Raw genomic sequence first — 21147 nt, forward strand, 5'->3', positions numbered from 1 at the left:
TTTAGTTCGTCAAAGGTATTGTTTCCGTTGGTGATTCGAAAGTCATCAATTGCCGAAATTATAGCGAAGGGTGAAGCCGCTTCGGATGTTGGTAATTGGGAAGGCCGTCGAAATAACCGCTTTCGAAAACGAGTGGTCATAATAGAAAATCGCCGTCAGGTTCTTGCTGAAGGCATAATCAGCCGTCAATTTCAACGACCAGATGTTCTGGCCACCGCCTAACTGGTTGTTGTCGTAATCGAGATAGCGCACAATCGTTTTGTTATCGCGAAGCGTGAAGTCGGCCTTGAAGTTAATATCGCTCTTGATAATGCCTTGCGGGTTGTCAGCCAGAGATGAATTCAACACCACATCCTTGATGCGGTAGCCGAGTCCGATGGTATACTCCATACCCTGCGTCTCGGTCAGGAGGTTGTTATCGAAACTCATCGACAACGAACGGTCTTTCTTGAGCTCGGCCATGATCTTGATCGAATTCTGCATTTCCATATCGACTTTGATCAGCGGGTTGAACTGCTCGACGAGGTTGACATTCGAAATGACCGTTTTGTTGAGGAAGTTTCCTCCGGCGTCAACGGCATTCGGCGTCGACGGATTGTATTCAAGGTTCGAGCGGAACGAATTGACCGTATACGAAGCCCGGTAACCGTGCTGGATCGAGAAGCGCTTGAACCGGTCTTTGAAGAATTGGAAACGCATCAGGCCGCTGTACTTGATCGTCCAGTTCGGGAGCGGGAAGTTGCGGAACGCGCTGAGCGAGATACCGCCGGCGTCTTTGCCCGTGTAGGCGGCCAGGAAGGCTGGTAACAATACCGCCTGGCTGTTGCGCCCGTACCCAATCGGATACCCCTGGTTGGAAACGTAGGTCTGGTAGTTTGGATCGGTCGGAGCCGGAATCGGGTTCGCCGCATCACCATACCGCGGAATCGACGCGCCGTATCGTTCGGCCGCCAATCGGTCTGCCACGACCAATCGGTTGTCACGGAACTCGTCAAATGCTGCCGACCCGTTCACGTCGCTGGCGCTGAACGCCGTGCCGATCATGATGGTCGAGATCGAGAAGTTCCCGTAGCTATAAGGCGAAAGCGATACATACGGATAGTTCGGGTTGGTCGTCGGATCGGATCCCAAGTCTACCTTATACTGTTCCGAATAATTGTCGACATATGTCCGGTTCGACGTCAGGTCAATCCGGAAATCAGGGAAGAGGTCGACGCCCGCCGTCATATCGAGCGTGCGGTTCCGTACTTTCGTAAAGCTCTGGTTGAAGAATCCGTAGTCGGTCAGCCAGCCATTTTCAGCCGACACCTGTCGCACTTCATCCGGCCATCCGAACGCAAACGGGAGCGTCGGACGTGTGGTACCGAAGAATCCCGGACTCGACTGGAAGCCTGGTAATACCGTACCTTCCGTAGACGTATAGTTAATCTGGATATTCTTGACACTGGTCAATACGCCGATCACGCCGTCGAGGAAGACGCTGCGGTTGCTTTGCGGGGTGGCGCGTTGGTTCTGTACTTTCTCACCCGGTTTCGGCGCTGCCGTCGGACGTGCGGGCTGGTTGTTCTTCTTCCCACCTTTGACCAATCCGAGGTATTTATACAGGAGGTCCATGTTCAGGGTCGTATTCAGGCGGTGTGCCCCGTTGTTCTGGATGGTGTTCCCTAAATCCCACGTATTGCCATCAATATCCTGGAAATTACGCATAGCGTCGGAACCCCGTTGCCAGTTGAAGTCTCCCGTATACGTATAGGTTGACTTCACGAACGACAAAAACGGCAGCTTGTTCAACGGCAGTTCGTAATTCGCTGTGACCTGTTGCGTATACTGGTTCGGCTCACCGGTATTCCAATAGTCAGTCCAGATGTTGAAGCTGTTGTCGATTTCCTGTGTCTCGCGGTTGAAATAGCTTCGTACGATGTTGCTGGCCGTTACCGTATAATTGATTTTAAACGCCTTGGTCAGGTTGTAGTTGAAGCCATATTGGTAGTTAAACAGGTAGTTGCGACGGTACAACGGGTCGAGTCCGATACCGGCCACGTCTACCTGACGGAACTGCTGGCGGTTGAACTGGCGGATGACCGAGGCACTGAAGTTGATATTCGATGGCAGGTAGTTGAAGTTGAAATCGCTCAGCATCTTCCAATAGCTACTCTTTTTCAGGAACTTGTTGTTCTTCAACGGCTCAAAAGGCTTATTCTGGAAAGAATAGGTATAGTCGGCCTGCGTGCGTACCTGTTGGTCGAGATAATCCTCGATTTCGTAATCGTGCTTCTTGGTCTCGTTGAATGAATACGTAAGGGTCAGGTTCTCCGGATCGTATACGTGCTGCTTCTGTTCAGGAGCGCGCTCCTTCTTCACACCAATGAAGTTGATACTCTTCGTTTTGGTATACTCGATGGCCCGGTTGCGCAGGTTCTCGCGTTCAGCGGCATCGGTAGTTTCGTCGAGAAGCTGGTCAAGGCGGATATCCTGGTTGAACGGATCGTATTGTGGTGTAATGATCTCCTCTCCCACTCCATAATTGAAGGGAAGGTTGACACCCCACTTCTTCGGAAGCAATTTACCAAGGTTGATATTGGTAACGATGTTATACTGTTTCAGGTCTTCCCGACTCCGTTCGTTCGGACCGTCTTCGAGTCCGCCGAATCCAATCGTACTGATTTTGCCTGTAGCAGAAATCGTGGCGAAATCGGCAAGGTTGGCATCGAGACTGGCGACGGCGGCCATACCTCCTTTATTGTCCATTTGCGCCAAACGCAATTCGTTGAACCACACTTCCCCTTTGATCTTACGGGGTGTGAACGTGTTTCCGTCGGGATTTGTACCGTTTAGTGTGTTGTTCCTGAGGCCGACCATCAGCGTGCGCACGAGTCCGAAGTTCGGATTACCCTTAATCCGCAGTCGCAGTTTGTTTGGTTTATCTGCCAAATCGGGTTGCAGTTCGTCTTCCCATTTGGTCAACACACCCTGCTCGTCCAATTCGCCCGGGTTCTGCATCGCATAGACCTTAAGTTTGGTCAGGAGGGCGAGGCTCAGGTCAAGGTTGTTCTCTTCCGGCCAGACTTTTTCCTCGGTCGACGAATCATCCCATCGGGTAACTTTCAGTGGAAGCTCCACTTCATAATAGTTCTGGGTAAAGTCGTTCCCGAATCGTAAAATAGCGGAAAGCTCGTTATCCTCTAAACGGGTCGCATCGATATCCGACACCAATGACTCCGCGTGAAGGAACATTTTCAGTTTGTTGAACTGACGCATGTCGACGCTTACGTTCTTGAAGACGGCGCGCGCATCGCCCGGTTCGAGTCCGCCGTCCGGATCCGGTCCGGATACCCGCAACGACAGTGACTGTTCGTTTTGGTTGATGACCGTATTATTGTTATACAACTGCTCGCGTACGACCCCCGGAGGCGTTACATACGGGATTGGCGTACGGCTATTGTTTTCCTGTACATTCACCGATAAGACGTCGAAGGAAGTCGGGTCGTCGCTAGGATCTTCCGCTGCACTTCCCACATATTCGAGTGAATTCACATAACGTCTCCACTCCCCGCGTACGAGGTCGAGCGTACCGAAACGCAGGGTGACATCTTCTGTAAATCCGGTGAGGAACATCCGCATGAAACGGATAGAGGCAAAACCTTCGATTGCCCCGTATTTCTCGGTGTTCTCACCCTGGTCGATCGGAATCTTAAACTGGTACCAACGCACCGGAACCGACTGGTTGCCTGGGCCCGGCACCACTGACGTCGTTTCGCGAACATCGGTAATGAAGTTCTGCCCAACGGTCATCTTGGCCGGATCGATGTCGATACTGTATTGGTAGTACGCATCGATAGTGTTCATCGTGTTATCGCGGTTGATATCCTCTACATCCGGATAGGTGGTGCTGCCGCGGCTTGTATCGGTTACCGAAATCGGCGAGTTGCCCTGGAGTCCGTTGTAATTTTTGTATCGCTCCAATACCGTTCCTTCGGCGCTTAGGTAGAACTGGAAGTTATCGGCAGCGGGGTCTTTGATACCACCGAAGAGTGGGTATTTCGTGGCTTCATCTACATCACTGAGACCGTCAAGACCGACATCCTGTACGTTGCGGTTGGCATCGCTCGTGTCGAACGCGTAGATCAGCGATTGGGACGACGGCACCACACCCCATGAACTGGGCGTCGTCAACTGGCCGCCCTGTGCATCCGGAAGGCCGTTTTCATACTGCTTCTTACCGTCGCGTAAGACATCCTCTGAAATCTCACCGAGGTTGAAGAAGAGTTTACCGGTATTGGCCGGATTCTCACGGTCAGGATCAGCCGTGTAATACGGGTCCATCATCCAGAACTGGATATACTCGACATTGCTCTGTTGGAAGTTTGTCGACGTAATGGCGCGCATAATACCCCCGAAGTTACTGCCCGGATTCGGAAGAGTGCCCGTACCGGCGGCAGCGGGATTGAAGTTATACGGACCACGCTCGGTTGGATAATACGTAAGGTCTAAGGTATTGACCACCGTCTGCTGGCCATCGGCGATATCGGTTTCAGGGAATAGTTCCCGGATGTAGACGCGACGGGTGCGGTTCAGCGCCATATCAGCATCGGAAATGTCTCCGGGCCGTTGACTCGTATAGAACAAAGGATCGATGGTATACCACGAGAGTTTCGCCCGTTTGTAGCCATATTGCAGGTCATCAAAGAAATCACCTCCAAAGTTGAAATCATTGACACTGGTGTCTTGTGGTACGCTTGACAGGCTCCAGGACAGCGCCGACTTCATGTCGATCGTCGTTTGTGAACCCTCAAAATCGTCGACGTAGATGGTAGCCTCGCCATCAAAGCGGTCGGCCTTTGGTGTATTGGGTGTCAGGAAAGCCACTTCACCGCGGAAGGAAATGTTCGACATCACGTCGGTATCCATATTGGGAAGCTTGTTCACCAACCGCGTCAGGAAGGGCACTTCACTCGAAAACGTGGTATTGAAACCGTAGATGGTATTGTTGACGGATTCCTGCCCGTAGTTCGATTTCTGCGTAAACGGCCTTTCGGTCATTTTCAGGAAGGTCGCCCCCACGATGAACTTATCCGAGAACTTGTGCTCGACGTTCAACCCCATGAAACGGCGGGTCTGTTGCCCGAACACCGAGTTGTTCTCAAGTGAAATCTGGATCGGCGTATTGGAAGCCTGCAACGACGGATCGAGGATTTGCACGCGTCCTAACTGGTAGTTGACGGTATAATCGACACCTTCCTGCAGGCGACGTCCGCCGGCTGTTACCACTACCGAACCTCGCGGCACGTTGTAGGCACCGATGGCAATACCGTCGCCGGTGGTCGATTTGTAGCGGCCACGGAGTTCGAATTTGTTCTTATCGGAATTCTGGAGGGCGGCTGCCGGGGTGTCGCGGTAGAGGCTGCGGTAGACGTACTTGGCCTGGTTGGCATTATACGTCGCAGGGTCGTTATAATTTTCCGTCGAATTGTCGGTGCGGAGTTTATTAAAGAGGTATTCACCGAAGGGCTCGACACTGGTGAAGATGATACGCCCGTATTGGGTATCAACGGTAAGTCCGGGTACGAAATCGAAGAAACCGTCTCCACGTGGCTGCGGGTCGTTCGTAGCGTTCAGGCGATCGACACCAAACACGCGAAGGAGCGGCGTTTGAGCCACATCCTTGTCGACGCCGTCGGTGGCATCCGTATCGACCGGCAACGGCAGTGGTGGGTTTCCGGCCGCGGTGATGTAGTTCAGCGGTGACGGATCGGAATAGAGGATGTTGAATCGGAAATCTTCCTGCTCCAACTGTCCGCCCGGCGCAATCTGGTAGACGTTCTTCATCATCAGGTTCCAGACCGGAGTCGTGAAACCGGTTACGCTGTTCCGGACGACCGTCAGGTTACTTTTCAGCATTTTCAGGACGAGACTCTGGGTGCTTACACCGGTCACGTCGGGCTGGGTATCGGTGCCGCCATCCACTACGGTCGAGGAAACGCCGTCGTTGGCAAATTCCCCTACCTGGTACACCTGTCCGCCAATGGTATATTGGTACGCCACTGCCAGCACTTCGTCATTGGCGAGTCGCTGCTGAAGGGAAATATAACCGAGTTTCGGATGGTAGGTATATTCGCTCGGCGCGAGTTTCCGCGCATTCTCCAGTTTGGCGTAGTCCTGCCCTTCGCTTACCTGCGCGCTCACGGTTGGGGAGAACGCATTTTCTTTCGGCTGGGTCACGTCGCGGATGGAAGTGGTAAGGTAACCACCTCCGGTCGTGATGAGCGCCGGGTCGTATTTGTTGTTGGAGTTGTCAGACGGATGTTCCGACGACTGGGTGGCCGGCGGTACCGGATCGGTAAAGAAATCGCCCGGCAGTGGTGCCAGGTTGACGATTTCATTGTCGGCGCGGCCTACGAGGCGTGCTTCACCCAAATCCTGTAGGGCGATGATGTTACGAAGGTTGTTTTCAGTAGTACTGACGCGGTTTTGGCGATTAGTCACCCACACTTCGATGCGGGTGATCTGCACCTGAGTATCGAGGTTGGGGTACGTACGCATGGAGGCGTCATACTGATCGCGGAAATACTGTGAAAGGAAGAAGTGGCGATCAGAATCGTACTCGAGACCGAAGATGTCAAAATCCTGTAGGGTGCCGCCTCCCTGGGCCGTTACCGACTTGGTCTGCGACTTCTGTTCGGAATAAATACCGGTTACGGTCGTGCGCCCGAACTGTAGTTGCGCCTTGACGCCAAAGAGACTTTGTGCGCCCCGGATGAGTGAATTCGACAGCGGGAAACTGATGGTACCGACTTCGATTTTCTGGAGGATGTCGTCTTCGGTCGGGGCATACTCCAATTTGATCAGGTTCTGGAACGCAAAGGTCGACTCGGTGTCGTAGTTGGCGTTGACATTCAATCGTGTACCCACCTTACCCATGAGACTGAGGCTGATACGCTGGTCGAAATCGAAGGTCAGCGTCGACTGGTTACGGGTCGAAAAGGAAGGGTTATCCTGTTTGGTATACCGTACACCGAGGTCCATTTCGACGGAGCCGGTTGGTTTGACGTCGATGGTATTCCCTCCGAAAATCGTCTCGAAAAAGCTGCTATTGACGTAATAGCGGGGAAGGAGGTCTTTTTTGCCCTGCTCGTTCTTGCCGTCCATTGCATCGGATTTCGACTTGAAATACTGGCGCATTTTCTCTTTCAGCACCAGTCGGTCGTACTCGGCCGGGGTCAGGATGATGGGATAGTTGATATTGTAGCCGTCGATGCTGTTGGTATAGATATACCGATCCGTCTTCGGATCATACGAATACATCTCGACGATACTGGGCGGGTTGGCCATTTCGACCTTCCCCGTATTAAATCCTTTCAGCGTATCCTGTGCCGCTTCGAGGGAATCGAGCACCGGATCCTGTGCCCACGCATCCTGTGCTGCCACAAGCAACGCGAGAATTGCGAGGAATTTCAGGCAGGTAAACGCAGACTTTATGTAATCAGTTCCCAAATACTTATAAGTTTTTTAATGAAAGTTTAATAATGGCTTCCACTGATGCCCCTGGCTCTGCCTTCAGCACTTTTTCGACCACTTTCTCGGCCAGTTTGCGGTTGAAGCCTAAAACTTCCAATGCAGATAACGCTTCATCTTTGTTTGTATTGTCGCCTGAAATCGAAACTTCGTCCAGGTCGTACAACTTTAACACCTTGTCTTTCAGGTCGAGGATCGCCCGTTGCGCGGTTTTGGCCCCGATACCCTTCACCGATTGGATAACGCCTACATTTCCTGACGCGATCGCCTCGATGACCTGGCGCGGTTCCAGCGACGACAACATCGTCCGGGCGATGCCGGCACCAATGCCCGAAACGGAGAGCAGCAACCGGAAAATCTCGCGTTCCGACTTCTCCATAAAGCCGAAAAGTGTATGCGCGTCCTCCTTCACCTGGAGGTGCGTATACAACTTGACGTTCTCGTGGGAAGGGAGCAGGGAAAATGTATGGAGCGAAATGTGAACCTCGTAGCCCACCCCACCGCAGTCGATTATGACCATAGTGGGCGATTTCTCTACCATCCGCCCCTGTAACTGTGCAATCATCAGGTGTTAAGTAAAGGCCAAATGTAACAAAAAACTTTGACTTGCATTTGGCATCAGCCTTCGGCCATCCGGCGGCGTTTTTCCTTTTCCTGCGCATCGACCACAGCGACTGCCGCCATGTTCACCATCTCTTCGACACTGGCACCCAACTGGAAAATGTGTACCGGTCGGTCCATCCCCATAATGATAGGTCCGACGGAATCGACGTGGTACAATTCCTTCAGCATCTTATAGTTGATATTTGCCGACTCTAAGTTCGGGAAAATGAGGGTGTTGACCTTCTTACCCGCCAGTTTTGAAAACGGGAACTTCTTGCCGAGCATTTCCGGGTTGAGGGCAAAGTCGGCCTGTATCTCACCGTCTACAATCATATCCGGATAGTATTTATGGAGGTATTCGACTGCCTGGCGCACCTTGGCGGCACTTGGGTCGGTTGACGAACCGAAGTTTGAGAACGATACCATGGCGATTACGGGCTGCATACCGAACATCTTCACCGTTTTGGCCGTCATCAGCGCGATTTTCGCGAGGTCATCGGCTGACGGATCGGGGTTGATCGCGGTATCCGACAGGAACATCGGCCCCCGGTTGGTCATCATCATGTTCGTGGTGGCGAAGAGAGAAATGCCGGGTGCTTTATCGATCAACTGCATCATCGGCTTGATGACCGACGGGTAGTTGCGGGAATACCCGGTGACCAGTGCATCGGCATCGCCGAGGTTAACCATCATGGCCGCGAAATAATTGCGTTCGCGCATCCATTTTTGGGCGTCGAGCAGGGAAATGCCGCGGCGTTGGCGCGACTTCCAGTAAATGTCGGCGTATTTCAGGCGGGTGGCGTCTTCCTCTTTGGTTTTGGGATCGAGGATTGGCACTTCGGAATCGAAACCGAGTTCTTCCTTCAGTTCCAGGATGGTGTCGCGGTTCCCCAGCAAAATAGGCAAGCCGATCCCTTCTTCGTGGACGATTTGCGCTGCTTTGAGTACGTCGAGCTGGTCGGCTTCCGCGAACACGATACGCTTCGGATCCATTTTGGCGCGGTTGGTCAGCAAACGCACCATTTTGTTGTCGGAGCCGAGTCGTTCCAACAGTTCCTCTTCATACCGCTCCCAATCGTGGATAGGGTGCGTGGCGACACCTGATTCCATTGCCGCTCTTGCCACGGCGGGCGCCACGGTAGAGATCAGGCGTGGATCGAAGGGTTTTGGGATGATATACTCACGTCCGAAGATGAGTTTGGTTTCGCCGTAGGCAATGTTCACCTGCTCCGGAACCGATTCTTTTGCCAGGGCAGCCAGGGCTTTCACCGCCGCCATCTTCATTTCTTCGTTGATCTTGGTCGCGCGAACGTCGAGGGCGCCTCTGAAAATGTAGGGGAAGCCTAATACGTTGTTCACCTGGTTAGGATGGTCGCTGCGTCCGGTGGCCATGATGATGTCGTCGCGGGTGGCGATGGCCAGGTCATAATCGATTTCCGGCACGGGGTTGGCCATGGCGAACACGATTGGATTGGCGGCCATTCCCAACAGCATTTCCGGCGTGAGGATGTTCCCGGCGGAAAGGCCAAGGAATACATCAGCCCCTTCCAACGCTTCCGACAGGGTGATACCGGCCTGGGTGGTCGCGTAGCGCCGTTGCAGGTCGGAAAGGTCGAGACGGTCGTTTGACAACAGTCCGTCTTTATCAAACATGATGATATTCTCAAGTTTCACGCCCAGCAGCACATAGAGATTGGCGCAGGCGAGTGCGGCGGAACCGGCGCCCGATACGACGATGCGCACCTTCGAAATGTCTTTATCCGCCAATTCGAGGGCGTTCAACAGCGCAGCCGACGAGATGATCGCGGTTCCGTGCTGGTCGTCGTGCATGACCGGAATGTTGAGTTCTTCGATGAGGCGTTTCTCGATGACGAACGATTCGGGTGCTTTGATATCTTCGAGGTTGATGCCCCCGAAGGTGGGTGCGATGTTTTTTACGGTTTGGATAAACTCTTCGATATCCTTCGTTCCCACTTCGATGTCAAAGACGTCGATATCGGCGAATATTTTGAATAAAAGCGCTTTTCCCTCCATCACCGGCTTCGACGCTTCGGGCCCGATGTCGCCGAGTCCGAGTACGGCCGTACCGTTGGATATGACGGCTACGAGGTTGCCTTTTGAGGTGTATTTGTAGACATTGTTGACGTCTTTTGCGATTTCCAGGCACGGCTCGGCTACTCCCGGTGAATAGGCGAGCGACAGGTCACGCTGGGTTGCGTATTTTTTCGTCGGGACAACCTGTATTTTACCCGGCTTGGGTTTGGCATGGTAAAGAAGGGCTTCACGCCTCCTGTTGGACTTCTTCATAAAAACGGTTTTTTTCCGGAAGTACAAAGGTAGGTTTTCAGGTCGGAACTCACGACGGTAAAACGATGCGAAATCGATTTTTGGGTGGGGCGGGTATTAGTGGTTGGTGGTCGGTGGTCAGTGAGGGGAATCGCTTTCGTACCCGAGGACTCTTTTACTCAGTTACTGTGGTACTCAGGGACTCACGGACTCACGGACTTAGGGACTTAGGGACTGACGGACTCCTTCCCAAAAAACCTTCACCCCTTTCCCCTGGATAAAGATGTATTCGTTTCCCGTTCGCTGGGAGTAATGATGGGTTCTGTCGTGCGTTGAGATATAAGTACATATTATATAAATACGCTATAAACACGACATATATACGACATATATACGACATAAATATGCTATAAAGGGGTAGATGACCCGTCCTAAAGCATCCTTTATCCCCAAAAACACATCGCGAGGACCGCTTAAAGCAATCTCTGGCTCCGACTGAAGAGGTTCTTGGTTTCGGGTTTTGGGTTGTGTTTTGAGTTGGGGTGTATCGCGAAATGATTGGCCCTATAGTGGGCATTGTACTTGCTAATTGGTTCTCGGTTGGGGTGGCCTTGGCCAAGAAACCCGTCATTTTTTAGCAGACAGTCCTAACACACGGAGGACCGAGCCTATTGTCTGTCATTACGGCTTAGCTACCCGGCCTGAAGGTTCAACGGGGTATGTTTTTTAGTTGTGAATCGAGCCTGCCGATGGATCGGATTTGGGCGATATTGTTTGACAAATCAACACATCTGGCACATTACCTACTGTTTGTAAAGTGTATACTAAAAATACTTATTTATGTCCATAACCTAGATCCAACACCTCCCACCTAATTGAAGTCAAACCTATAAATTCGCTTGAAGTCCCAGTAAGCGCCGTTGATCGGAAAACTCTTTTTTAGATAGCGGCCCATTCAGTTTTTGGTTCTGGGTGTCTATGATCCAGTAGACTTTTGATAAAGAGAAAATCTTCTTTTGGATGGGATTATTGGCAATTATGCTATCCGCAATTTTGCGTGCAATCCTCTTATCTTTAGCGGAATTCGCCAGAGACACGCCCTTGGACTTAAATATCCTATACAACGTGCTATCGCCCACAATGGCCTTTCGCTCTGAATTGTACTTACTGTCAAGAGAATCGTGGAAGTAAAAATTATAGAAGTAGTAACGGCTACTCAAGTCGTCTGCAAATAGATCAGAATATAGGAATCGATGTGGCTTCTGAAGAACTAAAATGTAATGATCCTCCACTTTATAGCGTATGATATCCGGATATATAGTCTGAGGTCCAAATATCATATGGTATCTTCTTCCCTCTGAGGCATAAGAGTATCCTCCAGGCAAATCGACATCATAATCAGACATGTTACAGGCCCCACACATTAGTGCAGTGATAGTGTATAAATAAAGGACTTTCTTATTCATATTGAAATTTTCCATTCGTTGCGCGTGCGCGTTAGCAGTCCAAATCGAATTAGAATGCGCTCCTATGTTTCAGTGTAAATCCCGATGGCGCGGATTTCCTTCGGCAGTCGCTGCGCTCGTGTGCAATCCGTGCCTGCTCTACCAATCCAAGTGCTTACATAACTAACTCCAAAACCGTTAGCTCAAACCCATTCGACAGCAACGCGTAATTCCCTGCCGAACTAAAGTACTAAACCACGGGCACGGATTGCAAATCCGCCGTTACCATTTTGTTGAGATAACTTCTTACGTTACCTAACCTTCTTTTGTCTTGACACAAACCGAGGATCAAGCAAATAATCTATCGCTGCAAATTATTGGCCGGGCCCGAAGGTTCAGCAAAGCTAAAAGAAGCAAAAAGTCAAGCGCTTGGTTCGTTCGGCGACCCGCCTATCCCTTGTTCCGGAAATAAAATAAACCCGCTGGCGCTCAGACAGTATTTTATTTCTTCGGAACTGCAGGATGGCTGCTGCCCGCCTGCCACGAACCTATGCGCAAGTCTACGCATTGGCTATGTTTACTAATTTCAAATTTAGGGGTTACGAATGAAAGCCGGAGCAAGCCTTTTCAGACAGAAATACAAAATCTCAGGAAAAAACACTCTTATTGTAATGAACGAAATGCGGTTGCAAGATAGTCAGCAGCATCTTTGCAGTCGTTGAAAGACAAAGTTGCTATGTTGACACGTATAAATTTGCGAGTTAAAATGTTTTGGTTTTTACCATAGAATGCGCCATCGGGGGTTAGCCACATATGCTTGTATCTAATTACTATGAAAACTCACTATTTTGCAAAAAAATTATATATCCCAATATCGTTTAATCACTGCCACAATTAAAGCGATGATACCAATTATTATCATCACGAGTAGTCTGTAGAATCTTGAATTAGAATAAAAGTCATACACAGTTTTCGTTGGTTTGGGTCGAAATTGCGAAAGCAGAAACAAAGCTACTGCAATCAATAAAATAATAATAACCGAATAATAAACCATATTAATTAGAGACAGACGATTTAACTGCGTCATTACAAATTCCAAACACTTGGTCGTTTACGAATTGTTCTCGTGTGGTAAACTGCCCTGACATTCCAAGCCCTTCGCCAGCTGCTGTAAAAGCAAAATCTACGGCAAAACGTTTAGCCGAAAACGATCCTTCACAAAGAGCATTGAAATGCTCAAATGCTGCGCCGCCTAACGACGCATAGCGGCCCGCCGCCATCATACCCACTCCAAATTCTGATAAAATTCCCGTCTGCGCCAAGACAAAGCCAGTACGTTGCATCCAAGCTCCTGCAAAACTCAATGCCTCGGGTTTTTACCATAGAATGCGCCATCGGGGTTCATCTGTATAACTTTCCAGACATTAAGACAAAATTGCTCCCATTTTGATTCTGTTTCTTAGTGCCGAACATGATGGTGTCGTTTTTTACATCTGCCTTATTTACCCCCATTTCCAAACCTCCGACATCATCCACCAGAAAAAAAACGAATTTCGTCGCCCTGACTTTTCCCGTTATTTTTTTCCCGGACTTCAATTCCCGGATATAGGTATTTCCCTCAAAAAGGATCGTGCAGTTTTGATCTTCGTACTCCCGCTCAAAGTGCATAACGTATCTACCTGTAAACGAATTCTCCTGACTGATGGTAAATAACAGAAAGATGTGTATCAGAACTCTCATCATAAATGATTTCTTTGGGTAAAAAGAGATATTATAAAAGCTAAAACTAAGCCTGCTATTATAAAAGCTAAACAGTAAAATCGAGAGTTATGATAAAAACTGTCAAAATCAGAACCTTTTTTAAATTTAAACTTTTTTAAGAAAAAGACACTTATAATAACAATCACCAGAAGGCACCCGGCCCAAGTTAGTTTTTCATCAAAATAGTTCATAATCGCTAATTAATTGGCCCCGATGGCCCGGACGTCCCGTCCGTGCCTTAAAATAAATCCAGACCCATTTCTTCAAATTCATTTTCGGGTCGGGCATAATTTCGGGCTGAGCTAAAGTAGTACTCTTCCGGGCACAAAACGGTTTTCTCCCTAATAGGATTGTTGTGAACGTAGTTGATCTTCTGTAATGAACGTATTACGGTAGATTACTTCGGCGTGGTTCCCGTCCTGTCCTACTTTGTATGTTTAGTTTCTTTTCAAATGGGCACAGGCCTTTTGGAAAAGTTCAAGCATCCACTCCCGCCTGCTTTCAGATCTGTCGATGACGTTCTTCAAAATCATCTTTGACGTAAAGGTCTTGAAATCGCGAATAACCTCAGACAAGGGCTGTTCACCCGCTGCTTTACAGAGGATGTGTATATGACTCGACATGATGACATAGGCGTATATTTCAAGCCCTTTTGCTTTTTGGCAATGATCAAGCGATTTTACGATAAGCTCTTTCTGCTCCAATCTCAACAGCACGTCGACCCATGCGATCGCCGTTATCGTGATAAAGAATGATTCGCCGGTGGTTATGGCTTTGTATTTTGTTGACATGCTTAAAAATAAAAAATCGTAATGTGATGGCATTACGGTTTTTCCGTATTTCAGAGGGCACGGACGGGACGTCCGCGCCATCGGGTTATATCAACATATCAGTGCATCACCCTAATTAATCCTTTTCAATTTGCCTGAATATAAAATTAAATCATCTTCATCTGCGGCACCGTGTTTCTTCGTACGAAAATAAAAGGCGTCCTTGCCTATGTCTTCTTTTTTGAACTCCATTTCTAAGTCGGAATTTTTGTCTTGAAGTATGACTAAATCTTCTTTGAAAAAAATCTGCCCTCTTACTTTTTTACCATCGCTTCGGCACCTAATATATTTAACATCATTAAATGTAATCGTTCCGTTTTGACCGCTATATTCCCGTTCAAACTCAATTTTGAAACTTCCTGTCATGCTTTGAGTCTGTTTTGAAACAAACGACATAAAAACAATTGTAATTACTAACCATTTCATTTGCTTAAAAATATTTCATTAACAAAATCACTATTACTGCCAATATCACGATAAAGGGGCGTAGCGTATACATTTTATCTTTATCGTTTAGCTCTTGCCAGTTTTTGAAGTTCCTTTTGCTTGTCCAGAAACTGATGAACAAAGCTATGATTAATATGGCTATTGTTGATGGTATATTCATATTAGTCTCTGTATGGCCCGGCTTTTGCACTCCTCATTTCATCGAGTAGGTGATCTGTGCCCATCGTACCAAGATTAAACAGTTCCCCCGCCGCTGGAGCGCCCAGACTCTTAAAAGCAGCGTTACATCTTAGAGGAATTACTTGAACTGCGATTTTCGTAATAACTTTTTCAGCAGTAAGAGTTCCTTTATTAGCATCATCAGCTAAATCCATTACCGTACCGGTCGTTGACACGTATCCCCCAATAGTTATTAGACCAACCCCTAAAGGGGCGCCAACTCCCGAAAGCACCAATAAGGACCCCATAACCACGGCGGCATCGCCCGAATTAGAAAAAAGTGGCGCCAATTGAGACAATGCACTCTGATTTGCATTAATAGTCGCGTAGCCGTTAACCATGTAAGGTTGTTCAGCAGGATTTATTGGTGCACTCCCATTAACAGTATAATTTCCGTCCGCTTGGAGTTGGATTTTGTCTCCGTTGAGTTTATTGGTAGCACTGGCGTCCGAAACGACTCTTTTTACATCTGTGTAACCTTTTGCATTTGCTTGTTCAACTGTTTTTACTTCAGGATCATAGGTAATGCTTTGTTTTCCGTCGTTGGTTTTATATTCGATCCGATCATCATTATCCCCTTCTCCCACCTTCTGATCGTCATCTCCAAATCCGTCTCCTCTATTTTTTGAGGCAATAATCTCCAGTCTTGTCATGTTATCGGCATACGGATGGGCACGCATTCCGTCGGGGTCTACGAAACGTAGCGGGCCGTTATAACAATAGTTATAAGGCGTCCATCGCCGTGAGGTTTCCGCTAACGGATCCATATTCATCCACCTTCCCAACGCTGCATCGTAATTCCGTGCGCCATAATCATAAAAATTCAGGCCAAGTTCATCCTGAAATTCCTTCCCATTGTATTTATACTGATACCCCAACCGTACCACCGGCGCCAATACAATCAAATTCCCACCTGTTTCATCGCGGTCGTAATCTACTTTGTCCGTGTTATAGTTCTCGTGTTTGAGACCAAAAGGGTAGTAATTGTTTTCCTCCATGATCGTCAACGCCTGCGTACTTTTATCCCAGGTGTAGCTCAGGCGGTTGTTGCCCAGGTGGTCGGTGTAGTTGTAGACGTAGTTGAACGCGCTTTCGGTGTGTTTCACATAGCCTTCCGAAGTGGGGAAAAACGACAGTTCGCCATCCTGGTATTGGAAGCCGTTCAGGTAGTCGGTTTTCGTAGTGGTAGAAGCATTGCTGTCAATGACCGTCTTTTGCAGCTTTGTGCCGCTGCCATCGTAAAGTCTAAGGAGCTTATGGCGGGCACGGATTGCAAATCCGCGCCATCCGGTTTTGACTTATGAATATGTTCAGGCCCTGTATTTGTTGGGATGGCCGATGGTGTTTTAGTAAATCAACACATCTGGTACATTACCCATAAACTATTTATTACCTGTTGAAAGATAGGATTTTAAACTAGAATCAAAATCACTATACATACCGGAATGCAACTTATAGCGCCATCCCGTGAGCGTTGAATTGGCATAAAAAGTATCGCGGGAAACAACGAATGCGTACTTATAAATTCCAAACTTCCTCTTATCGACATCTAGTTCAGGGCATTTGACCAATGAATCCTTAATCAATGAGAGTTGACCTATCAACAAATTCCTGTTCCGGATTCTCAGTTTCTTAATCCTTTTATTTCCGTTAAAAAAGTCGTCCATCCTAAATGCGAATACGTCATCTTCACCTAACCGCGGATCAGATTTATATATCATAATCGGCTTACTGCATGAACTACAGAAAAACAGCACAATGGCAGCCAGTTTCAAAATAAATTTTTTCATACTATTTGTTTATTCTCCATGTAAAAGCGGAATCGGGCCAAAGGGTCGCGTAGTAGTAACGCCTTGAGTAGTATAAGGCACAATTCCATAATTTGTGCGAGCGTCCTCTCGTAAGTTGGTGCTTACCCGATTAGCGAGCATGGTAGTATGCTGCTCTTCAGCATTAGTAAAGCTAAAATCCTGACCATAGTCACTAACTATTTGACCTTGAGTGGTAATATCATTTACGCGTGTTCTCCACTGTGGATCATAAAACTTGTTAAACTGATGAATAAGTTCGTGACTCAGTGCATTGGAAGGTGAGTTATATCCAAAATTTGCTGTCGGTTCATCCTTTGAGTCTTTACCATATTTATTATTGATGTCGGTAAAAAATGCAATTCCCATATTTGGATTAAAAGTTATCTTGTTTTTTTTATAATCAATTTTCGTATCGCTCCCCTTGCAAATTTTTACTGTATTTTCTTTGTCATTAACAAGCTCTTCCAAAATATTGACTTTCTTCGCATTTTCCCCCTCTCCAATAGTAATTTCCATTGCCTTAGAAGAATACAGATAATCTAAAGCTCTGAATGTTTCTCGTTGAAAATCATTTTTTATTTTGTCGTAATCTCTGTTTTCTTCATATGTGTATACATGTCCACCTACTTTGATTCTCTTACCATCAGGATCAATGAAATATACAGGGTTATCAACAGCATATGCGTAAGTTGAAAACCTCCTTGATTTCTCCGCCAAAGGGTCAATATTCATCCACCTCCCCAAAGCCGCATCATAATTCCTTGCCCCATAATCGTAGAAGTTAAGCCCCAACTCATCCTGCCAATCCTTCCCATTGTATTTATACTGATACCCCAACCGTACCACCGGCGCCAATACAATCAAATTCCCGCCTGTTTCGTCGCGGCACTATCTATGACACAAATAACTCAATATCCTGTATTGTTTGTTTTATAATCGGCACAAGACGTTCATTATCAATGGAATTTAGGGCCTGCAATACACGACTTTTTTCCAAATACTTGTGTATCCGTGCAATATCTCCAAATCCGTTTATGGCCGCTTTCGAAACCCAAAAATCTCTGTGATTGCAAAAACGTAGACATAACTCTTGCAACCATTGACCATCATCTATTCCGTTTACAGCTCCGATGATTGCGCTTACAACCTCTTCATTGCTGCCGTTGGCTAATATTTTCTCAACCTCTTCTTTGGTGTCGAAAAAAAAAGATTCGTATTCCATTTACAAAATTTTACCTTTCTTGTTCACGAGCTTTGATTTTATTAGGACATTCTTCATTTCTTGCGTGAGTTCGTCCCAAGTTCGTACGTGCCCATGGAACTTATTCTTTGAATGCTCATCAAAAATATTGAATTCTTGATTTTCCTTATCCACCCCTATCCGTCGAGTGGTTTCTCCTGGTAGTTCAATAGAATTGTCCAGAACTTCCTGGGGATTTCTGGGAGCAGCAGACGCCTCTCCCCGTTTGGTGCGACCATGCTTAGGATTATCCTCATATACGCGTTTGACAACGGTTTCTTCGATCGATTTTTCCTCAAGTTTGTTATCTCTAACCCTCAATTTTTCCTCCATACCGTACAACCGAAGCAAGTCGCCGGTATTTTCAGGATGGTTTGAAAAATCAGACGTCATGGTGTCCGATAACAGAAGTACTCCCCAACCTAACACTCTACCGACAACACCCAGAAAAGCACTTCCGGCTCCATGTCCAGCAGTCTTTGCTCCGTTTTCTGCTACGGTGGTTGCTGTTTGCTGAACTACTCTAGGCATTGCTGTAACGATGTAACCATTGGTTGTTCGTCTTTCTACCTTTATAGGTTCATGAGCAGCTCTATCTTTACCTTGCGTTTCCTTGCCTTCCAGTCCCTCTAACTCTATTTTCCAAACAGGATTATTATGTGCGACTTGATAAGTTGAAATTGACATAAACTCTTCTGCAATTGGATCAACATCAAAGAAACGTGCAAGAGCATAATCATAATTTCTGTGTCTAAAGGAATCCCAATTTAGTCCGAGCTCGTCCTGTCGCTCTTGTCCCAAAAACTTATACTGATACCCCAACCGCACCACCGGCGCCAACACAATCAAATTCCCGCCTGTTTCGTCGCGGTCGTAATCTACTTTGTCCGTGTTATAATTCTCGTGTTTCAGGCCGAACGGATAGTAGTTGTTTTCCTCCATGATTGTCAACGCCTGCGTACTTTTATCCAAGGTGTAGCTCAGGCGGTTGTTGCCCAGGTGGTCGGTGTAGTTGTAGACGTAGTTGAACGCGCTTTCGGTATGTTTCACATACCCTTCTGAAGTGGGGAAAAACGACAGTTCGCCATCCTGGTATTGGAAGCCGTTCAGGTAGTCGGTTTTCGTAGTGGTAGAAGCATTGCTGTCAATGACCGTCTTTTGCAGCTTTGCGCCGCTGCCATCGTAAAGATACGAAATTACCCCGCCGTTGTCGAAGGTGATTGTTACGGGCAGATTGAGGTGGTTGTACGTAATGGCTGCAATGCCTTTGTTGGCATCGGTTGTCATATTGCCGTAGGCATCGAAGCCATATTCAACCGAGCTGTGTGCCCCGTCTTTAAACCCGTTGCTGAAACCGGTGGCGTCTTCTACCGCGCGGAGTTGGTTGGTGTTGGCTTCATACAGGTAGGTCAGGTCATCAATTGGCAAGGCAAGCTGGTCGTCGGCATCGCGGTAGCCGTTGCGGTCGAGCGAGAGGATGTTGCCGTTGCGGTCGTAGCGCAGTCTTTCGTTGTAGGCATTGGTCACGGGGCTGACGGTGTTTTCCGGCCGGATATAGGTGGCCCCTAGCAGGCGGTTCATCCCGTCATAGCGATACCCATATTCGCGGAGCACGTTGTCGCTGGCCGAGCGCCAGTAGGTTTCGGAGATGTTGCCGTTGTAGAGTGGTTTCTGTCCGTAATCGTTTCCATAGTCGGTACCCGGTTGGTTGTAATTGATATGAAAGGAAAACAGGTCGCTGCCCAGACTCGCCACATCATTTATGTCGGTCATCCAACCGCGGATGTTGTAGCGGTAGGTCTGGGCTACCCCACTGCGACTGGGACTGCGACTGAAGAGGGCGTTCCGGCGCCCACTGCCTACTGCCACTGCCCACTGCTTACTACAACGGCGCCGTCGGGCTATCCGTTACAAGTCCTCGCTCGTGCCTCGCTGTGGGCTTTCCACTGCTATCCCTAACGCAACGGTTCTTCTATCAACTGCAATCGTCTTGAGAACGTTTGTGCATTCTTATTATGGGCTTCACCCACACATCTGTAACACCAAGTCAAATCTGAGGTCATTTTTCTGGTTGTAAGCGTTTAAAAATAAGAAAACAGCCTTCGGGCTGTTTCTGTTTTTGAGGTGTGAATTTACCCAGACACCGTATTTGTTGGGTTGGACGTTTGTTTTTTGGAAATCCAACACATCTGGTACATTACCAGTTTATCATTTCTGGTCAGTTATGTAAAAACCCCTTTGGGAACACGTGATCGCGTTCTCACAAAGGGGTTTATGCAAATGTAGAAATATTTGTTAAATTAACAAATTAAGCTAGGTATTCTTGAAACTACGTGAAATAGAATAGCTCAATTATCATCTGATTGTTCTTTTGCCATCTAATCCAACCCGTTTCAGGGTTTGCATCCCCACCCCATTTGACCTGTAACCAATCGCCATCAATTTTTACAGGCATATAAAACTCTTCCTTATCATACGGAAGGGCCGCCGCGTTGTCGGATGCTTCCTTCTTAATTGGATTCTTTGCCGAGTTAAACTCAACTGAGAAAGCTGTTAGAATATGTTCTGCTTTTGTTTGAAATTTAAAATTAGAATCATCAAGCCTGATGTACTTTATATCCTGCGTTTTTTCATTGGAGATAACCTTGTATCCTTTGTCAGTCTTTCCGACACATCGAAATACCAAAAGATAGTAGTCAGGGTGCCAAGCAAAGGGCTCGATGGTTGTTAACGGCTTGGCAAAAGAAAAAGTTGAAACATTCTGATTTGAATCGTAGAGACTAAATATTTGACTATTACCCGTCTTCTCTTTGGAAACTACAAAACCGATGAAATCCGACTCTGATTTGTTTTCAAGTAAAGGGGCGATAACGTCAGCTGTCTTAGTTTTCGCAACCGTTTGTGTTGTTTCTTCGATTTTCGTCTTCTCTTTTGTCGTGCAAAAACAAAGCGGCATCATAAGAAGGGTGGTAAATATTCTAAACGTTTTCATA

13 protein-coding genes are annotated in these 21147 nt (G+C 47.7%); all 13 read right to left on the reverse strand.

The genetic code is table 11. From position 1 onward, the window contains the following. Positions 1 to 45: 45 nt before the first annotated feature. The 13 genes from sprA to MKO97_RS01140 all read right to left on the reverse strand — a co-directional run bounded on the left by sprA (position 46) and on the right by MKO97_RS01140 (position 21146). The gene (gene sprA, locus MKO97_RS01080; protein WP_241105480.1) at positions 46 to 7425 is read right to left on the reverse strand and encodes a cell surface protein SprA; all 7380 of its coding nucleotides are present in this window, start codon (positions 7423 to 7425) and stop codon (positions 46 to 48) included. 70 nt (positions 7426 to 7495) lie between these two features. Beyond that, complete coding sequence (gene ruvA / locus MKO97_RS01085) at positions 7496 to 8077, reverse strand: Holliday junction branch migration protein RuvA (protein WP_241104232.1); 582 nt, start codon at positions 8075 to 8077, stop codon at positions 7496 to 7498. A 53-nt stretch (positions 8078 to 8130) separates the two neighbouring features. After that, the gene (locus MKO97_RS01090) at positions 8131 to 10422 is read right to left on the reverse strand and encodes an NADP-dependent malic enzyme (RefSeq protein ID WP_241104233.1); all 2292 of its coding nucleotides are present in this window, start codon (positions 10420 to 10422) and stop codon (positions 8131 to 8133) included. Between the two features lie 866 nt (positions 10423 to 11288). Beyond that, on the reverse strand, positions 11289 to 11867 hold the full coding sequence (locus MKO97_RS01095) for a DUF3997 domain-containing protein (RefSeq protein WP_241104234.1): 579 nt from the start codon (positions 11865 to 11867) through the stop codon (positions 11289 to 11291). A gap of 1034 nt (positions 11868 to 12901) precedes the next feature. Beyond that, positions 12902 to 13210 (reverse strand): hypothetical protein, encoded by a 309-nt coding sequence (locus MKO97_RS01100; protein ID WP_241104235.1) that lies wholly within the window; start codon positions 13208 to 13210, stop codon positions 12902 to 12904. Positions 13211 to 14044: 834 nt separating this feature from the next. Next, positions 14045 to 14398 (reverse strand): transposase, encoded by a 354-nt coding sequence (locus MKO97_RS15085; RefSeq protein ID WP_319800035.1) that lies wholly within the window; start codon positions 14396 to 14398, stop codon positions 14045 to 14047. Positions 14399 to 14509: 111 nt separating this feature from the next. After that, the gene (locus MKO97_RS01110; protein WP_241104236.1) at positions 14510 to 14863 is read right to left on the reverse strand and encodes a hypothetical protein; all 354 of its coding nucleotides are present in this window, start codon (positions 14861 to 14863) and stop codon (positions 14510 to 14512) included. Between the two features lie 182 nt (positions 14864 to 15045). Continuing rightward, positions 15046 to 16209, reverse strand: coding sequence for an RHS repeat-associated core domain-containing protein (locus tag MKO97_RS01115; RefSeq protein WP_241104237.1), 1164 nt, complete (start codon positions 16207 to 16209; stop codon positions 15046 to 15048). 276 nt (positions 16210 to 16485) lie between these two features. Then, positions 16486 to 16893, reverse strand: coding sequence for a hypothetical protein (locus MKO97_RS01120; RefSeq protein WP_241104238.1), 408 nt, complete (start codon positions 16891 to 16893; stop codon positions 16486 to 16488). 9 nt (positions 16894 to 16902) lie between these two features. Beyond that, complete coding sequence (locus MKO97_RS01125) at positions 16903 to 17778, reverse strand: RHS repeat-associated core domain-containing protein (RefSeq protein ID WP_241104239.1); 876 nt, start codon at positions 17776 to 17778, stop codon at positions 16903 to 16905. A gap of 28 nt (positions 17779 to 17806) precedes the next feature. Continuing rightward, on the reverse strand, positions 17807 to 18136 hold the full coding sequence (locus MKO97_RS01130) for a hypothetical protein (RefSeq protein ID WP_241104240.1): 330 nt from the start codon (positions 18134 to 18136) through the stop codon (positions 17807 to 17809). Further along, a complete protein-coding gene (locus MKO97_RS01135; protein WP_241104241.1) occupies positions 18137 to 19927 on the reverse strand; it encodes an RHS repeat-associated core domain-containing protein in 1791 nt (596 codons plus the stop codon). 556 nt (positions 19928 to 20483) lie between these two features. After that, a complete protein-coding gene (locus MKO97_RS01140) occupies positions 20484 to 21146 on the reverse strand; it encodes a hypothetical protein (RefSeq protein WP_241104242.1) in 663 nt (220 codons plus the stop codon). Between the last annotated feature and the right edge of the window lies 1 nt (position 21147).

The sequence above is a fragment of the Flavobacterium sp. HJ-32-4 genome (assembly GCF_022532105.1).
Taxonomy (GTDB): Bacteria; Bacteroidota; Bacteroidia; order Flavobacteriales; family Flavobacteriaceae; genus Flavobacterium.